A 15,861-nucleotide genomic window follows, 5' to 3' on the forward strand; every position below is an offset into this window, starting at 1 on the left:
TTTGTTTCTGCAGATGAGTTTAAGTTACATAAAAACTTTCAGAGTGAATTTTATCTACCACGCTGTTCTTTAATCGTTACACAAAAAAGCCCTCCAAGGCGACGTATCATCTTGGAGGGCTACTTGATTAGTTTTCTTCTACTTCTCTACGATTTTTCTTGAATACCTTAGATAATACTTCATAAACGATTGGTACAACAATTAACGTTAATAACGTCGAACTTGTTAAACCACCGATTACTGTAATACCAAGACCTTTCGAGATTAAACCACCACCACCGGATCCAATTGCTAATGGAATTAATGCACCGATAGTTGCCAATGCCGTCATTAGGATTGGGCGTAGGCGTGTAGCTCCCGCTTCTAAAATTGCTTCACGCATAGTCATTCCATCGCGTTCCATATGAATAATACGGTCTACGAGTACGATAGCGTTCGTTACAACGATACCAATTAACATTAATAACCCCATCATGACCGATACAGAAATCGTTTCACCAGCAATCCATAGACCGACAAATGAACCGATTACCGCAAACGGTAAGGAGAAGAGGATTGCAAATGGTGCTACACCTTCACGGAACGTGACCACAAGGATGAAATACACAATTGCGATTGCCGCAAGCATTGCTAAACCAAGTTGCGTGAACGTTTCAGTCATATCAGCTGCTGCACCTGCGACATCGACTGTAACTCCTTTAGGTAATTCCAATTTATCAATTGCTTCATCCACTTCAGATGTCGCTTTTGAAATATCATCGCCAAGAATTGTACCTGAAACAGTTGCGTAGTATTCACCTTTACTACGTGCAAGGGTGTTCATCGTTGTCCCTCTCTCAATTGTTACAAGCTCAGAGAGTGGCATAGTTGTACCTTGTGCTGTTGGTACCTCTGTAGCCAAAATATCATCAATTGATTTTGGTTGTGCAGCTTTTTCCTGCTGAACGATTACTTCTAATGAGTCCCCGTCTTTTTCAACTGTCGTCAATACTTCTTGTGATGTTTTCGGGCTTAACATCATAGCGATCTGGCCCGTTGTCAAACCATACTGCAATAATTCATCTTGTTCTACTTTGAATGTATGCTCAACATATGCATCCTCGGCACTTGAAGAGACTTCTTCTAGCCCTTCGTTTTCTTTCATAACGTCTTCCACCATGACAACAGCTTCATTCAGTTTCTCTAAATTTTCGCTGTTGAAAGTGTAGCTCACTTCATTTGTAGCCATCGACATGGACGTGAAGTTTTGGCTCTTCCATTCGCCCGCCTGCTCGATGTTGAATACATAGTCCTCAATTTCTTCGCGCGCTCCAGGGAAATCTTCCATTTCAGGATCGAAGATTAAGTACATCAATGCGCCGTCTCCACCGCCACCCATCATCGCCATCATTGGATCTGCGCCTTCAGTTACGGAAAGCTGAACGATATCAATATCATCACGTTTCAGCATCTCTTCTTCCACGACTTCAATGTTTGCCAATGTATCTTCCTTCAGCTCGCCCGCTTCAGGAGTGTAAGTCAGGTACATCACTTTTTCTTCTTCACTGCCTAGGAAACTAAAACCAATCAATGGCGTCAACGCTAAGCTTCCTGCTAATAGAGCTATAGAAATGATTGATGTAATAATTTTATGGTTAAGCGTCCATCCAAGGATACCCTTATACCAGCTAGATAGTTTCCCAGACTCTTTGTGACTACTTGCCGTCTTTTCACTATATAGCTTTTTCTTGAACAAGAAGTGGGATAATGCCGGAACGATTGTAATCGCAACAATCAAAGATGCCACAAGCGCAAACGTCATCGTTAATGCGAACGGCATGAACAGTTCTCCGACCATACCGCCAACGAAGACAAGAGGTGCGAACACTGCTACCGTTACTAATGTTGATGAAAGGATCGGTTTGAACATTTCAATTGTCGCCTCACGCACAAGTGCACGACCTGTCAATTTCTCTTCTTTTAGATGCAATCGACGATATATATTTTCAACGACGACAATCGAGTCATCAATAACACGACCGATGGCGACCGTTATCGCACCGAGTGTCATGATATTGAGCGTAATATCCATCCAATTCAATAGCAGTAATGCCATGAAAATCGATACCGGAATGGAAACAATTGAAATAATGGTTGATTTGAAATCGCGCAAGAACAGGAGGATGATTAATACGGCAATCAATCCACCGAATAAAGCTTTTTCAATCATTGTTTTTACCGATTCTTCAATTGGTGCACCTTGGTCAAGTGATACATCAATAACAAGGCCATCGATACTTTCCTCTTGTTCTTTACTTAACTCTTTTACGGCGTTTACAACATCAACTGTGTTCGCTTGTTGCCCTTTTACAATTTGAATTGATATGGCATCTTTGCCGTTTGTACGTGAAACCGATTGGACTCTGCCGACTTCTTCAATCGTTGCAATTTCACTCAGCTTCACGAAGGGTGCTGTGTTATTTTCTGATGGTGTTAAAGGAATAAGCATTTCCTTCAATTCATCAGCCGTCATGAACTTGCCGTCTAACGCTACGGCTTCTTCACCTTCTTCAAACTCGTAAAGCCCCAAGGAAACTGACAAGTCACTTGCTTGTATGATTTGCTTTACAGATTCTTCGGTCAAGCCAAGTTCAGCCATTTTTTCTTCGTTATATGTAAGCTGTACTTCTTCAATATGCTGTCCTGCAATAGTTGCAGATGCTACACCGTCAATTTTCTCAATTTTCGGTAGCAGGATTTCTTCAACTGTTGACGTTAATTCAACAATATCTTCTGTCGTGCTAGCTACACTTAGCGCAGCAACTGGCATCATATTCATGCTGATTGCCGTTACTGTCGGCTCTTGTGCACCTTCAGGTAAAGTCACGGCTTCCAACGCAGACTTCAATGCACGCTTCGCCTCGTCCATATCTACACCATATTCGTATTCCACTTGAAGATTTGCCATATTTGAATAAGAATTCGAAAAGACGGATTTCACTCCCTCAAGGTTTTCCACTGCTTTTTCCAAAGGCATGGACACGTCTTCCATTACTTTCTCGGGAGTTGCGCCTGGATAAACATCCATCACCATTAAGTAAGGTATCGAAATATCCGGAATTGTTTCCATGTTCATACGTGTACCAGAATAAATACCAGATACTGTGATGATAATGGTCAGTAACCATACTGCTAGTTTATTATTAAGAACAAAATTAACTAAACCTTTCACTCTTACACCTACCCCTTATTGACTTCTCTATCTTAATTACTTATAATAATGACCACTTGGTCAGTTGTCAACAATATGAACTAGGAGCGGTAAAAATAAAATGAGTAAAAAACAACTAATTATAGAAAAATCTTTGGAACTCTTTGCAAAACAGGGTTTTGAAGCAACTTCTATTCAACAAATAACAGAATATTGCGGTATATCAAAAGGGGCTTTTTACTTATCATTTAAGTCAAAGGACGAATTGATTTTAGCGTTGATTGACCATTTCATGATACAGTTCACAGCAGATGCTGACTATGTAGTCACAAATACGGAAGACAATGAAAAACTGTTCTATGAGTTTTATTATTCGACGTTCAATTCTTTTCAAAAACACTCAGATTTTGCCCAGGTTCTAATGAAAGAGCAAACCCATTCATTTAATAAGGACTTTATCATTAAAATGCGGACCTATGACAGAATGTTTGAAAAGACAATTTCGTCAATAATTGAACGTGTATATGGGGCAGAAGTTGAACTCACCAAATACGATCTGGTATATTGCATTAAAGGATTTATCAGCATTTATTCGCAGTTATTTTTAATTCAGAAGCTACCCATGGATTTGAATTTACTTTCCCTATCGCTCGTGGAAAAAACTAATTTACTTGCGAGTCATACGACCATCCCGTTCATTTCACAAGAGATGATGCAAATGGTCATGGAACCCTTTGACGAAGAAGTGACGAAGGAACAAATCCTCGACATCATGGAACAGAAAATCGAGGAAATTGAAGAACCTATTGAAAAAGAATCGTTAATCCTGCTTAAGCAACACCTACTTGAACCAACTTTAAGTCCTGCTATTGTGAAAGGATTAATAGAAAATATTCGAAATCATCCTCATGGCAAATCGATTTCTTATTTACTTCGCAGTTATTATGAATTTTAACTAGAAAGACCCGGATAAAGTACGATCATTCAGCTGATTTCATTTGAATTCCACTTAAATATCTATGTTATTGGCATAATAAAAAGACTTGTCTCGCGACAAGTCTTTTCTTTTTAGTTTTAACCCAATAAATCACCGAGAATGTCGGTCATTGATTTTTTGCGTTTATGTTTTGGTGGATATCCGTCTTTTGAATACTTAGAATCGTATCCTTTATCATAATCATTTCTTTGGTCTCGATTTTCACTATATTGGCGATTTTCATTTTCGTATGACTGGCTATAAGATTTTTGATCTTCTTTTAAACCTTGCGTGATTTTCTCTAGTTCTCCTCGATCAAGCCAAACACCTTTACAATCTGGACAAACATCAATCATCACATTTTCTTTTTCGACTTCCCTCATTCGAACATTATCACATACTGGACAATTCAACTAAATCACTCCTTCTGTTTCAATGTACTTGGTTTCTGTGATTAGCATACCATGATGGACAGAAATTTGACCCAACTTACCCCTTGAGAATACTTTTCAGCTTTTATTTAGTATGTGTTTCCTTTTCAAAAACATCAGGATACTACTAATAAAAACAAGTGCGGCTCCTACAGTGAAGATGAGTGTTGGAGATGTTCCTAGTATTCCAGCAATAAACGACCCCAAAATGACTCCTAATGAAAAACATGCATAATAAATGCCAAAAGCTTTCCCTCTATTTTGCGAGTTAGTACCCTTCATAATGGTAGCACTCGTGGAAGGGAACAATAAGGCGAAGCCAATCCCATAAAAAATCATAGAAATTAATAGAGCACTTGAAGAAGTTGAAAGACCCAAAGCGAAAATTGATAAAGCAATGGTGAACAATCCACTAAACATCAACTTCCGATTATTGACTCGATCAAAAATCCGATTAGATGGCAGGACAAAGAAGATAATAGCCACAATGCCAAATACACTTAAGAAAATGCCGGTCATTTCTTCCGCTAAATTAAGTTCTTCCACTTTCAAAGGCATGGCATACGTAAGTAAGCCTTGCATAAGAAGCAGTAGAAAAATAGCAATGTAAGCAAATTGTATATCAGGATTCTTGATAAATGAAAATCCCGCATCTTCTTTTATGTTCGCCTTCTTTATTCCGCGTGGTTTTGATTTAATTAAAGCCAGAGAAATAATACCAATCAAAATCAAGGCGGCAGAAATGTTATAGAATAACCATTCAATGCCGAATCTACTGCTAATGATGGCTCCCATTGCAGGACCAATTATCGCGGCCATTCCGATAGCAGCTCCAGAATGAGACATCTTTTTGCCATTCGATTCTGAATCATCATTTCGTCCAATTGCGGCGAAAGCGGCAGGGACGATAAAACCAGCAGCAAATCCATGGAAAAACCTTACGGCTAACAGTTGGGTCGGGTTAGCCACATATGTATATAAGAAAACGAGACCACCAGCTAGAATCAAACTGCTAGCCAATATACGCTTTGACCCAAACTTATCTACCCAAATTCCCGACAACACATTGCCTAACATATTGGAAAACGAATATACTGCGATTACAGAGCCTACTATTATCGGCGATGCTCCGAGACTAGTTGCGAAAGGCGCAATTACGGGTAGCTGTGAAAACATATCGATAAATGCCACAACCAGTAGAATATACATAAAAATCAAAGGGATTCCTTCTTTCTTAACAGAGCAATTTCAGATAGTAGAATTTGAAAAATAACCAAAAAATACGCGCATGGGCGGAAAGTACATTAGAATGGGCGGATACCAAGAAAAGTTGTGCGGAAACTCCCGTCAAGTGGTCGAAAATCCAGCACGAATGAGCAGAAACTACATTCAACTGGTCGAAAACCATGAACAAGACGACTGACAACCTACATATGACCGGAAAAAGCATCTTCTCACTAGCGAGAAGATGCTCCATTTCTTATTTACAACATCAATCCGTGCAAGGCACCAAGCAACGTAAAGATAACTAGATGATCACCAACTGCAATCATGAATGATTGATTCGTCATCAGACCAAACAATCTATTCTTCATGTACACAAGAGTAATAACGAGACCAACCATAAGTCCTACGAGCATACCTGCTCCAATTCCTTCAGACCCTGTAGCATGTACAAAAACAGCCATAATAAATGAGCTAATAAATGCCACGACCACAGAAAAAATATACTTTATTGGGCCTTCTACTTCATTGTGCTTCTTCTCAGGATGTTTATCTCCCCCAAGTCTCATCGAGTAGTAAATACCCCCATACACCATATACAATAAACCACCAACGATAATGGCAATAATATTCAATTCATTCCATTCTATTAACATATACATCCCCCTGTTCTAATTAGTTCTATTGTTAAAGCATTACTCCTGCACAAAACCTAATTTCTCATATAATTGTAAGGCATTCGAATTTTCTGCAGTTACATTTAGAGCCAATTCATCATAACCCATGCGAGTTAGCCTATCCATGCTCGCTCTAATTAACGTACTTGCCATTCCTTGATGAAGAAACTTTTTACCTGTATAGATTTCCGTGATTAATGGTTTTTTGTTCCACAGATTGATGCATATCACTGCAGCAGCTTCGTCGTTCATTTCAATCCAGTAAGAAGCTTCTGCGATAAACGGACCATATCCATCATTTATTATCTTTTCTACTTCAAGAATGGCTTCTTGCAACGTTTCTTCCTGTTGATCTACCGTACCTTCATAAGCTTCTAACATCGTAGCGGCTACTTTGGTAATGTCTTGTTGTGTAATAGATTTGAGTAAATAGGTAGCGGAAAAGAGTTGTTCTTCAAGTTTACATGTCATCGTGATTCTACTTTTCCCCACTGTCATCACCTGTTTCATATTTAATCAATTGGATATGCTAATAACCAACGACCACTCTTCTATTTTAAGATTACTCACACACCAGGATTTCTCTCGAGAAGATTCCTTTTTTCGCAACACATCTATCTATTATGTTAAACCCAGCTTCTTTAATCATGTGGTCGATATTATCAATCGTGACCACAACTAACTTTTTCGAAAAAGGTCGTGCACTCTTGAGAATTGAAAGTTGATCTTCTGGAGTTGCATGTGTGTAAAGATTGTATGGCATATCAATTATTGTGGCATCGTAATTTTCAGTGACGTCCGCGATTGGACCGAGGTCTACATCTCCTGTCAATCCAAAATGCGCAATATTTTCACGCGATCCTAACACAACGAGCGGGTTAATATCACGGCCTACTATATCAATTCCCATTGAAAGAGCTTCAACCAATACTGTACCAATCCCGCAACATGGGTCTATTGCTTTGACGCCCTTAGGATTTGGGATAGCAATATTTGCAACTGCTCGAGCGACACGTGTACTAAGTGCAGTCGAATATTCCCTAGGTTTTTTTAGATGACGTAACCATACTGCTTCACTTTTCACATATTTCCCGAAATACCAACGACCATCAAACGGCACTAATCCAAAAGTGACATCAGGATGATGAACGTCAGCTCCCCCTTCAATAATCATGCCAATCTCTCGTTCAATATCACGTTTTTGTTGGTAGTCTATTTTTTCTGTGGATGCCAAATCGTTAATTTTTACAAAAATCACTTTAAAAGTGGCGTCATTCATCTTTACTACTTCCACTTGTTTTAAAATATCCGCAAGCTCATCGCCGTCAAATACTACTTCGATCCGCTCTTTCATAAAAGGACTTCTACTTGAATTAATGTCTATTGAACTTTTGAGTATTTTTGCATGAGTATCCTTTCCAAAAAATGAACGCATTTCAAGATGACACAGAGATTCTTCATCTGGAGTATAAGCGTATGTATAAATAAACTCACCTGTTTGAGGTAATTGATTCATGTCATTCCCATCCTTTTTCATGCTCTTCATTTAATAATGAGCTGCTACTTGTTAGTATAACAATTGGTGAGTGCTCGTAACGGAAATCCATGATTATTTTCATTCAGATTAAAGACTTTATTCACATATAAGCCAAATCGTGACCATCCTATCTATGGATAAATTTCATTGGTTCAGCAAAAAATATCGGTGAATGGTGGCATGGGTTTAAAAATAAACTGGTTTTCGGAACAATAATTTGTAACTAAAACATGTTTGAATATCGCTTTTACTATCCATACTAAATGACGACCGACATTTTGAAAGGGGATTCTAATCATGGAAAAAAACAATCAAAAGTCATCAAACAACAACAAAAATTCTAAAACACAAACACCAAAAACCGAAAAGACGCGCACTGACAATGGCCGAGACGAATTTTCACGTGAATTAACGGAAACAAATAATAAAAATATACAACCAGAGGAAAACAAAAATAAACCAAATTACCGACGCTATAAATAAAGACTATTTTAATTTATCCATAACACCAAAAAGAAGAAGCAGGTGACCTCTTAGGTTCTTGCTTCTTCTTTTCTCATATAACAGTTGTCTAATACTACAGGCTTTATCCATGGAGTGATTTGAGATGAGCAATATTCAAATGGAGTATTTGTCCATTTCCTGTTACTAATTCCACTAAACTGTCTTCCACTTTTGTTAGCAACCCAACTTTCTGTGGATTTTTACCTAAATCAAAAATGGCCATCCTTCCTTGGTACACTTTCAATTGCTCATGAAATGTTTGAGCGAATGACCCTTCAGACGTCACTGGTTGTTTCTCTGCATTAATTTGATACGGGGTTTGATTGAGGTAGGGGATTAAACAATTAACATGAGCCATTGGTAAGATTATGACTTTAAATGCCGGTGAATCTAAGACAACATAGTCATCTTGTATTTGTTTAATGTAGCCATACACAACATGATTTCCAGATAATACTAACTCGACAAATATTCCAGATGCATTAGTTACTATTTTTCTGAATGACAGTTGATTATCACCTTTTAAGATAGGTGATGAATCCTTACTGGTAAAATCAGTATCCGTTGATTCACCTTTTCTAATACAGTGAATATGTTGCAAGGGCAAGTAAACGAAATGTTTGCCGTTGAAGAGAACGATAATATCTGATCCCACTTCAATAAGTTTTCCTGTGATATTTTTCTTGGAGGATAACTCAACCTCTATTATTTTTCCTGTATATGAACTAAGGCTATTCATTTAGTCAACTCCTTACTTACAAAATCAATAGAAGCCATAAATTAAAGGCGATTAATGTGACTAAAAGTGTTACCGGGATCACCAGTAAAGCAACTTTAAAATATGTCGCCCAAGTAATTCGGATTCCATTTTTTCTTAATACAAACATCCATAATAATGTGGCCAAGGTACCAAGTGGCGATAGTAAAGCCCCGATATCGCTCCCAATAATAATCGCAATATAAGATACTTGGAGCGTTTGTAAATCCAATCCCATATCTGTAATGATTAAAGTGCCTAGCATAACAGAAGGCAAATTATTCATTAAATTCGATAGCACGGTGACAAGAATGCCTGTAATAAAACTAGCGAATACTAAATTCTCTTTCATCGGACCTTCAAATAATTCAATAAAAAACGCCGTAATTCCCGTGTTATTTAATGCATAGACCGTGACATACATCCCAAAAGCAAAAACCAAAATATGCCAAGGTGCTTTCTTCACAACATCGAGGACGCCAACTTTCAAACTGATCCATCTAATTACGACTAAAATTACAGCTCCCGCAATGGCAATCCATTCAATTGGAATTCCGTATGCTGGCAATATAAAATAACTACCTCTTATTAATACTACAATAATGATGCACACTCTAAACAACGACCAATTGATTATTTCTGGCTTTTGTCGTGTTCCTGACAAGGGATGTGAATGAGCTCCTGGAGTTTGATTTGAAATCAAAAATTCGATAGAAGAATCATTAAACGTGGCAATTTTCTGAGGGATATCTTTCTTAAAAACGAGATATAAAAGTAGGCTGAGCGTAATGACGCCAATCATTGAGGGAACGAAGGCAAAATGGGTGTAAGATATTAAATCTAAACCTACCATTTTCAATCCGATTAGGTTAGCAATATTGCTCACACCAATTGGTAAACTGGCTGAGGTGGCAATAAACACGCCCGCAAATAAATATGGGAGTTTCTGGTGTGGTTTTAAATGGAGCATGGTAACAATGTGGATAATAATTGGAGTAGTGATGAGTATGCTTCCGTCATTATTAAAAAATATCGTCATTAAAAAGCAAAGTATCATGATATAGAGGAATAATTTAATTCCCGAACCCTTTGCTCTATTGACAATATTTACGGCTGCCCATCTAAAGACGCCAATACTTTCTAAGACAATACACATAACAATTGTTGAGATAATGGTTATGGAAGGTCCGCTTACTAGTTTAAAAATTTGTTGAATATCATAAAATGGAACAACACCTGCTACAAATAAAAGTATTGCTCCACTGATGGCTGGTATAGACTCATTAATTCCCCGAGGTCTCCACATAATAAAGAGTGTCGTGAGTGCAAATATCGTAAAAGTATAAATAATTAGGTTATCATGCATTTGAGTTAACCCCATTAAAACGGAATTTCAATTTTTTCTTTTTAGTGCTGTCAATTGGCGTGACACTCACTTCTCTTGACGGCGTTAATAGTTGATAAAACATTACTCCCGAAAACATAATCAAAGAAAAAATGATCATTTCCTCCCTCCTTTCTATCGGAATAGGTGGTTTATCGCTTCCTCAAACCCTTACGTTCTTTTCTTTTTATATTCTTCTCTTGGGTTTTTCGCTTTAAAACCTTTTCTTCTTCTTCGAGTAACGGTGTTGGTAGGGAGAGGTGTTGTTGTGTTTACCGGTGTTGCTTGTTCAGTTATTTGTCTTTCCTCTTTTTTTTTATCGGGCGTTTCAGATGCTGTGGTAGTTGCTTGTTTCTTTGATTTATTCCTTCTTCTTCTCTTGGCATGCGATCGATTTGATGTTGCTAATTGACCAGCACTTAGTCTTTCAACGACATTTGTAGTTTGTTCTTCCGACCTAGTTTCGTTTGTGGTTTCTTCAGTTGTACCTTGATCAGTTGTACCCTGCTCTGTTGTTTGTTCACTTTCTTGGTCTTCTGTTTTAGTTGGATTTACGCTGAAATTTTTCACATGGAATGTTGAAATTCTAAAAATCTCATTATTAACTACTAATACTAAATAGTCTTCATTAGCCTCTACCAACATACCTTCGATACTTTCCGGACCTTTTCTGTTAATTTTTACCCAAGAATATTTAAGGTTTGAAAGTAAGTCATTCGTTGTATCTGCAGCAATCTGATTATACATTTCAGCAAATTTATTCACTTCTTCTAAAGCTTCTTCATCGGCAATTGAAGAACTTCCACCTTTTACTTTAACCACTTCCTCAACTTCTTCTGCATCATTAGAAGCTGCAGGAATTGAATGGCTTAAGCTTTTAACGTGATGTTCTTTATAGAATATTAGTCCATCGGCATCTGTTGAAAGCACAAAGAAGTCATCTCTTACATCTAACAGAGTGCCAAGCTTAGATTCTGGACCTTTGCCATTGATTCGAACTGTTTGATCTTTAAAGTTAACGGCTAGTTCACTAAACGTATCAGCCTTAAATAAATTATTAGCGTCATATACTTTTAACACAGAATTAAATCGTATTTGAGAATCTTCACGAATACTTTTAATGTGTTCTGTTTTGTAATAAATAATTTCTCCGTCTTCTTTTTGCAATGTTAAGTAATCTGAATTGACATTCAGTAAAACGCCTACATTTGAATCCGGTCCACCCTTGTAAACTTGAACTGCTCTTCCAATTAAAGAAGACAAATACTCATCTCTCATACTGTTTTCACCTTTCTCCTTATAGATTTATTTCTCAATCGAATAGAATGCCATCTTACTTTTGAACATGGCAAATTATTTTGTTAAGTATGGTTATGTATATGTCTTTCAAATAATAAATGCATAGGTATATAAATCAATTTTTATTCATAAGAATTTGTCCAAATATTAGTTTTGCACTATTGTTAGATCATACTGATAACAATATTTGGAGGTTAAATCGTGGACAAACTACAGTTTTTATACCAACTTAAATTAATTCCTACACTATTAGATGAAAATAATTGGACAGATAAAGAAAATAATATTGTCCAACACCATTTTGAGGTGTTACAAGGGTTGGAACAGCAAGGCAAGTTGATTCTTGCAGGAAGAACATTAAATATGGATTCATTTGGTTTTGGAATTGTTATTTTGGAAGTCAATTCTGAGGAAGAAGCAATTGCGTTAATGGAAGAGGATCCAGCAGTTAAAGAAGGCATTATGACAGCAACAATATTCCCTTATCGAGTTGCATTATTAAGAAAATAAAATGAAATATATTCCTCAGTATTCGTTACATGAAAGTACCTTTTTAAAGCCATACTTTTTAAGAACAAATACTTTGGAAAGAAGGCGAACATATGGGAAAAGGCAATAATAATTCATCAAGTAACAAGAAAAATTCATTACCCCAAACACCAAAAGCGATGAAAACGTCTCCTGGAAAAGCAAGAGAAGAGTTTTCTCGTGAATTCACAGAGTTAATCAACAAAAATCTAAACAATGATGGCAAAGCAAAAGCATCAAACCAACGCAATAAAAACAATAAATAAACTAGCTGTTACCCATTGGAGTGAAGACTTTGAGCCTGAATCGTGAAAAAGAACTGTTTTCCGATCCTAGCAACATTATTGTGAGTGTTAATGGGGTTCAAGTGTGGCTCGATAATAAATTTGAAGATGAAACTTTAAATGAACAACGACCTCGTCAATCATTTGAAGAAGTTCTAAAACCCAACTCAAAAAAACAAGGAAAAGATTTACAATAGAAAACAGCCACCTTTTTAGTAAGGTGGCTGTTTTTTTACAATGGGTACTCCATCTGCAGATCCAACGTTTCTTTATTAAATATTACAGTGTTGATTTCACTTGCTAACGTACAACCCATTTTTTTATAGAAGTGTTGCGTTTCGACAGATGGATGGGCTGCTACGTACAATTTTTTGGCACCTAAAAGCTTTGCTTCTTCACAACAAATTTCAAATAGCTTTTTTCCTATCCCGCTTCCTCGTACTTCGCGTGAGACGTGAATATATGGAAGTTCAACATAGTCGCTATAAGTGCCAAATTTCTCGTTCTCCACGTTTGCGAACGCAATTAGCTCACGTTCACGATAAACACCAATGACGCTATCTCCAGCTTGTATACAGTACCTCAATGAGTGAACCACTGCTGACTTCTTTTCATGATCCCAGTCGTCCACAAAAGAATCCTTCTTCACGATTAGGTGGTCTTGCTATTTCACTAAAACTTGATGAGTTTCTTGATAGCGATTAAACGTCGATAGGAAATCATCTTGTAAATCTTCTACGGATAATTTTTTGTAATGGAACAACTATTTTCATCCTTTTACACCAGTTTAACAAAAAACAGTTTACGGGTAGGACTCCTTTATTTCAAAAACCCTGAAATCACTTCGCTTAAGGGCTTAAATATAAACGTAATATAGTCTAATGGATTTGGAATAGATTTGCTTACGGTAAAAAATATACTCAACGCTACTCCGAAAAGGAGAAGTATACTAAAAACAAGAAGTTCTTTTTTTTGTTGTTTTTTTAATAGAGGCGGTACTTCAAACAGACAAATTGTACCTGCAACGAGAAGAATGCCTAAGCTTTTTATCATGCTCCATTATTCCTTTTCTTTTATTTTGATTGGATTAACAATTACACCAAACTGAGTAATTTTTGCATCTACTTTAACATTCACTGGTAATTCGGAAAATTCTTGATCCCAATTCTGTTTAAGCTTTTTCCAAACTTTAGCGTCAGCCCGATGAACAGCTTCACCGAAACCAAAAATATCTGCATTAAAATCTTTTTGTAAAGTGGTGATAGAGTTTTGCATAACCTCTTTCACTTTTTCTGAATAGAGTTTTTCTAACATAGTAATGTTTTCGGCTTTCATTAAATCTATCTGACAATCTACTTCTGCAATATTTCCTTCTGTTTTAATTTTCACCTCAACTTCAGGAGTTCCATTTATAATCTTGGCTTTTATCTCTGAATTAGCTCTAATCAGTTCTATAGCCATTGTTCCTCCCTCCGGGCAAGATAGTGTTGTAACCGAACTTTTCACTTGGTTTGTAACCGTGTTGTACCCAATGCTTTCTTCCTCCGTTAACCATCCCACAAGTTTATCTTCTTTAAAGACGCCTAAGTCCACCAAGCGTAATCTTGCTTTGGGGGTAATCGTTTCCAGATTTTTTTTACTTGAGCCTAATTCCTCATCTCCAATTACTTCAATCCCCGTTACAACTGCTTCCTTCCCATCACTTCCAATATCTGAAATCAAATCATTTATGTGAATACCTCTAGTAGAAGACCACGTTTCTTGTGCCACATTTAACATGTTAAACATGCTATTTGCAGGGATGGTTTCAATCGCTGATGATATATTTAATATTTCCTCTGCATTCATTTCTTTGGCAACTACAACATAGAAATCAGATCTCATTTCCCAATTTCTCGAAAAAAAATCTACTATTTCCCCAATTCCTTTTTCAGCTACAGCCTCACTAATCACTAACATTCGAAGATGTCCTGGATAAATTTCTCGAGGCACTATCTTTGCCAACTTTCGAATGGCCTCAAAGATTGTTTCCCCCTCTGCTTGATAGAGCGTTATCGGTGAATTCCCTGTGTTCCCTTTAATGGATACCTCTAAAGGGACAACGACTTGTGCTGTCACTAGGTATCCAACATCTGATTCATCTACCCCTATTGCCATGGTAATGGCAAGTTCGTCTAATTCCCTTTTATCCCAACACCCTGTAAGAACTAAACTGACAATTAATAGTATCAAGATTCTTTTTTTCATAGATCTCGTCTTCTTCCGTCGTTTAATTTTTATTTGGCTCTGGCTTGGCAGAGTCAGGAGCTTGCTCTTTGACCACATTTTGTTGATTAATTAAACGAGGACGCGTAAACATTTTCCATTCTGGAAAGCGAAATAGCGTATCCTTTTGATCCGCAAGGTTAAAAGGAGCCAATGGAGACATATACGGAATCCCAAAAGAACGTAAACTACATAAATGAAGAATCATCGCCATTAACCCCACGATAATCCCAAATAATCCAAAAGAAGCTGCGAGTCCGATAAAAATAAAACGCAATATCCTAACTGCAATAGAAATGTCATATAAAGGAGATACATAACTGCAAATGGCTGTTATAGAAACTACAATTACCGTTGCAGCTGTAATCATTCCTGCTTCCACTGATGCCGATCCTAAAACAAAAGCCCCGACGATTGCCATCGTTGGACCAATGGACCTCGGCATTCTTAGTCCTGCTTCTCGCAAAATTTCAAAGGTAATCTCCACAAGTATGGTTTCAACAAATGCTGGAAATGGCACCCCTTCTCGCTGATGTGCTAAATTCATCAAGAGTGCGGTCGGAATCATTTCTTGGTGATAGGTAGTCAGGGCAATAAATATAGCAGGCGCGAGCAAAGCAATCCCGTAAGCTACAAAACGTAAAAATCTAACTAAACTTGCTATATATGAACGTTGATAATAATCTTCTGGTGATTGAAAGAATTGAATAAATAATGAAGGAACGATTAGAACAAAGGGAGTCCCATCTACCAAGATGGCTATGCGCCCATCTAAAAGTGCCGCTGCAACAGCATCTGGACGTTC

Annotated in this window: 19 protein-coding genes; 5 read left to right on the top strand and 14 right to left on the bottom strand. The window is 37.3% G+C overall.

Features of this window, described 5'->3' with window-relative positions; all coding sequences use genetic code 11:
- Positions 1 to 127: 127 nt before the first annotated feature.
- Positions 128 to 3,211 (bottom strand): efflux RND transporter permease subunit, encoded by a 3,084-nt coding sequence (locus WBG45_RS01350; protein WP_424411998.1) that lies wholly within the window; start codon positions 3,209 to 3,211, stop codon positions 128 to 130.
- 100 nt (positions 3,212 to 3,311) lie between these two features.
- Here WBG45_RS01350 and WBG45_RS01355 point away from each other — a divergent pair, with 100 nt between their 5' ends.
- A complete protein-coding gene (locus WBG45_RS01355; protein WP_424411999.1) occupies positions 3,312 to 4,145 on the top strand; it encodes a TetR/AcrR family transcriptional regulator in 834 nt (277 codons plus the stop codon).
- Positions 4,146 to 4,264: 119 nt separating this feature from the next.
- Here the strand turns inward: WBG45_RS01355 and WBG45_RS01360 are convergent, their stop codons facing one another.
- From WBG45_RS01360 to WBG45_RS01380, 5 genes are all read right to left on the bottom strand, one after another.
- A complete protein-coding gene (locus tag WBG45_RS01360) occupies positions 4,265 to 4,579 on the bottom strand; it encodes a zf-TFIIB domain-containing protein (protein WP_424412000.1) in 315 nt (104 codons plus the stop codon).
- Between the two features lie 96 nt (positions 4,580 to 4,675).
- Positions 4,676 to 5,806, bottom strand: a complete 1,131-nt coding sequence (locus tag WBG45_RS01365; protein WP_424412016.1) for an MFS transporter — start codon at positions 5,804 to 5,806, stop codon at positions 4,676 to 4,678.
- A gap of 275 nt (positions 5,807 to 6,081) precedes the next feature.
- Positions 6,082 to 6,477, bottom strand: coding sequence for a DUF1761 domain-containing protein (locus WBG45_RS01370; RefSeq protein WP_424412001.1), 396 nt, complete (start codon positions 6,475 to 6,477; stop codon positions 6,082 to 6,084).
- Between the two features lie 39 nt (positions 6,478 to 6,516).
- Complete coding sequence (locus tag WBG45_RS01375; RefSeq protein WP_424412002.1) at positions 6,517 to 6,969, bottom strand: N-acetyltransferase family protein; 453 nt, start codon at positions 6,967 to 6,969, stop codon at positions 6,517 to 6,519.
- A 91-nt stretch (positions 6,970 to 7,060) separates the two neighbouring features.
- Positions 7,061 to 8,014 (bottom strand): TRM11 family SAM-dependent methyltransferase, encoded by a 954-nt coding sequence (locus tag WBG45_RS01380; protein WP_424412003.1) that lies wholly within the window; start codon positions 8,012 to 8,014, stop codon positions 7,061 to 7,063.
- Positions 8,015 to 8,332: 318 nt separating this feature from the next.
- On the opposite strand from WBG45_RS01380, the gene WBG45_RS01385 reads away from it, so the two are divergent.
- Positions 8,333 to 8,518 (top strand): YfhD family protein, encoded by a 186-nt coding sequence (locus WBG45_RS01385; protein ID WP_424412004.1) that lies wholly within the window; start codon positions 8,333 to 8,335, stop codon positions 8,516 to 8,518.
- Positions 8,519 to 8,621: 103 nt separating this feature from the next.
- Here the strand turns inward: WBG45_RS01385 and WBG45_RS01390 are convergent, their stop codons facing one another.
- Genes WBG45_RS01390 through WBG45_RS01405 form a run of 4 tightly spaced genes read right to left on the bottom strand, consistent with a single transcriptional unit; the run spans position 8,622 to position 11,958 of the window.
- The gene (locus tag WBG45_RS01390) at positions 8,622 to 9,278 is read right to left on the bottom strand and encodes a hypothetical protein (protein WP_424412005.1); all 657 of its coding nucleotides are present in this window, start codon (positions 9,276 to 9,278) and stop codon (positions 8,622 to 8,624) included.
- 16 nt (positions 9,279 to 9,294) lie between these two features.
- On the bottom strand, positions 9,295 to 10,662 hold the full coding sequence (locus tag WBG45_RS01395; protein WP_424412006.1) for an arsenic transporter: 1,368 nt from the start codon (positions 10,660 to 10,662) through the stop codon (positions 9,295 to 9,297).
- Entirely contained in the window at positions 10,655 to 10,801 is a 147-nt protein-coding gene (locus tag WBG45_RS01400) for a hypothetical protein (RefSeq protein ID WP_424412007.1), read from the bottom strand. The genes WBG45_RS01395 and WBG45_RS01400 overlap by 8 nt, the downstream gene beginning before the upstream one ends.
- 50 nt (positions 10,802 to 10,851) lie before the next feature.
- Positions 10,852 to 11,958: a hypothetical protein gene (locus tag WBG45_RS01405; protein ID WP_424412008.1), complete on the bottom strand. Its 1,107-nt coding sequence runs from the start codon at positions 11,956 to 11,958 to the stop codon at positions 10,852 to 10,854.
- Between the two features lie 222 nt (positions 11,959 to 12,180).
- Here WBG45_RS01405 and WBG45_RS01410 point away from each other — a divergent pair, with 222 nt between their 5' ends.
- The 3 genes from WBG45_RS01410 to WBG45_RS01420 all read left to right on the top strand — a co-directional run bounded on the left by WBG45_RS01410 (position 12,181) and on the right by WBG45_RS01420 (position 12,988).
- Positions 12,181 to 12,489, top strand: a complete 309-nt coding sequence (locus WBG45_RS01410; RefSeq protein ID WP_424412009.1) for a YciI family protein — start codon at positions 12,181 to 12,183, stop codon at positions 12,487 to 12,489.
- A 92-nt stretch (positions 12,490 to 12,581) separates the two neighbouring features.
- A complete protein-coding gene (locus WBG45_RS01415; RefSeq protein WP_424412010.1) occupies positions 12,582 to 12,773 on the top strand; it encodes a YfhD family protein in 192 nt (63 codons plus the stop codon).
- 29 nt (positions 12,774 to 12,802) lie between these two features.
- On the top strand, positions 12,803 to 12,988 hold the full coding sequence (locus WBG45_RS01420) for a hypothetical protein (RefSeq protein WP_424412011.1): 186 nt from the start codon (positions 12,803 to 12,805) through the stop codon (positions 12,986 to 12,988).
- A gap of 35 nt (positions 12,989 to 13,023) precedes the next feature.
- On the opposite strand, the gene WBG45_RS01425 is transcribed toward WBG45_RS01420, so the two are convergent.
- The 4 genes from WBG45_RS01425 to WBG45_RS01440 form a co-directional block, all read right to left on the bottom strand.
- Positions 13,024 to 13,440, bottom strand: a complete 417-nt coding sequence (locus tag WBG45_RS01425) for a GNAT family N-acetyltransferase (protein ID WP_424412012.1) — start codon at positions 13,438 to 13,440, stop codon at positions 13,024 to 13,026.
- A gap of 170 nt (positions 13,441 to 13,610) precedes the next feature.
- Positions 13,611 to 13,844, bottom strand: coding sequence for a hypothetical protein (locus WBG45_RS01430; RefSeq protein WP_424412013.1), 234 nt, complete (start codon positions 13,842 to 13,844; stop codon positions 13,611 to 13,613).
- 6 nt (positions 13,845 to 13,850) lie between these two features.
- The gene (locus tag WBG45_RS01435) at positions 13,851 to 15,038 is read right to left on the bottom strand and encodes a Ger(x)C family spore germination protein (protein ID WP_424412014.1); all 1,188 of its coding nucleotides are present in this window, start codon (positions 15,036 to 15,038) and stop codon (positions 13,851 to 13,853) included.
- A 22-nt stretch (positions 15,039 to 15,060) separates the two neighbouring features.
- Positions 15,061 to 15,861: spore germination protein (locus WBG45_RS01440; protein ID WP_424412015.1), on the bottom strand; the 801-nt coding region annotated here is incomplete at its 5' end.

It is taken from the genome of Paenisporosarcina sp. (assembly GCF_049671445.1).
Classification (GTDB): Bacteria; Bacillota; Bacilli; order Bacillales_A; family Planococcaceae; genus Paenisporosarcina.

Coding starts and splice junctions, on each gene's coding strand:
- WBG45_RS01355 (WP_424411999.1), top strand. CDS start 3,312: ATGAGTAAAAAACAACTAATTATAGAAAAATCTTTGGAACTCTTTGCA.
- WBG45_RS01365 (WP_424412016.1), bottom strand. CDS start 5,806: ATGTATATTCTACTGGTTGTGGCATTTATCGATATGTTTTCACAGCTA.
- WBG45_RS01370 (WP_424412001.1), bottom strand. CDS start 6,477: ATGTTAATAGAATGGAATGAATTGAATATTATTGCCATTATCGTTGGT.
- WBG45_RS01375 (WP_424412002.1), bottom strand. CDS start 6,969: ATGACATGTAAACTTGAAGAACAACTCTTTTCCGCTACCTATTTACTC.
- WBG45_RS01380 (WP_424412003.1), bottom strand. CDS start 8,014: ATGAATCAATTACCTCAAACAGGTGAGTTTATTTATACATACGCTTAT.
- WBG45_RS01385 (WP_424412004.1), top strand. CDS start 8,333: ATGGAAAAAAACAATCAAAAGTCATCAAACAACAACAAAAATTCTAAA.
- WBG45_RS01390 (WP_424412005.1), bottom strand. CDS start 9,278: ATGAATAGCCTTAGTTCATATACAGGAAAAATAATAGAGGTTGAGTTA.
- WBG45_RS01395 (WP_424412006.1), bottom strand. CDS start 10,662: ATGCATGATAACCTAATTATTTATACTTTTACGATATTTGCACTCACG.
- WBG45_RS01400 (WP_424412007.1), bottom strand. CDS start 10,801: ATGATCATTTTTTCTTTGATTATGTTTTCGGGAGTAATGTTTTATCAA.
- WBG45_RS01405 (WP_424412008.1), bottom strand. CDS start 11,958: ATGAGAGATGAGTATTTGTCTTCTTTAATTGGAAGAGCAGTTCAAGTT.
- WBG45_RS01415 (WP_424412010.1), top strand. CDS start 12,582: ATGGGAAAAGGCAATAATAATTCATCAAGTAACAAGAAAAATTCATTA.
- WBG45_RS01430 (WP_424412013.1), bottom strand. CDS start 13,844: ATGATAAAAAGCTTAGGCATTCTTCTCGTTGCAGGTACAATTTGTCTG.
- WBG45_RS01435 (WP_424412014.1), bottom strand. CDS start 15,038: ATGAAAAAAAGAATCTTGATACTATTAATTGTCAGTTTAGTTCTTACA.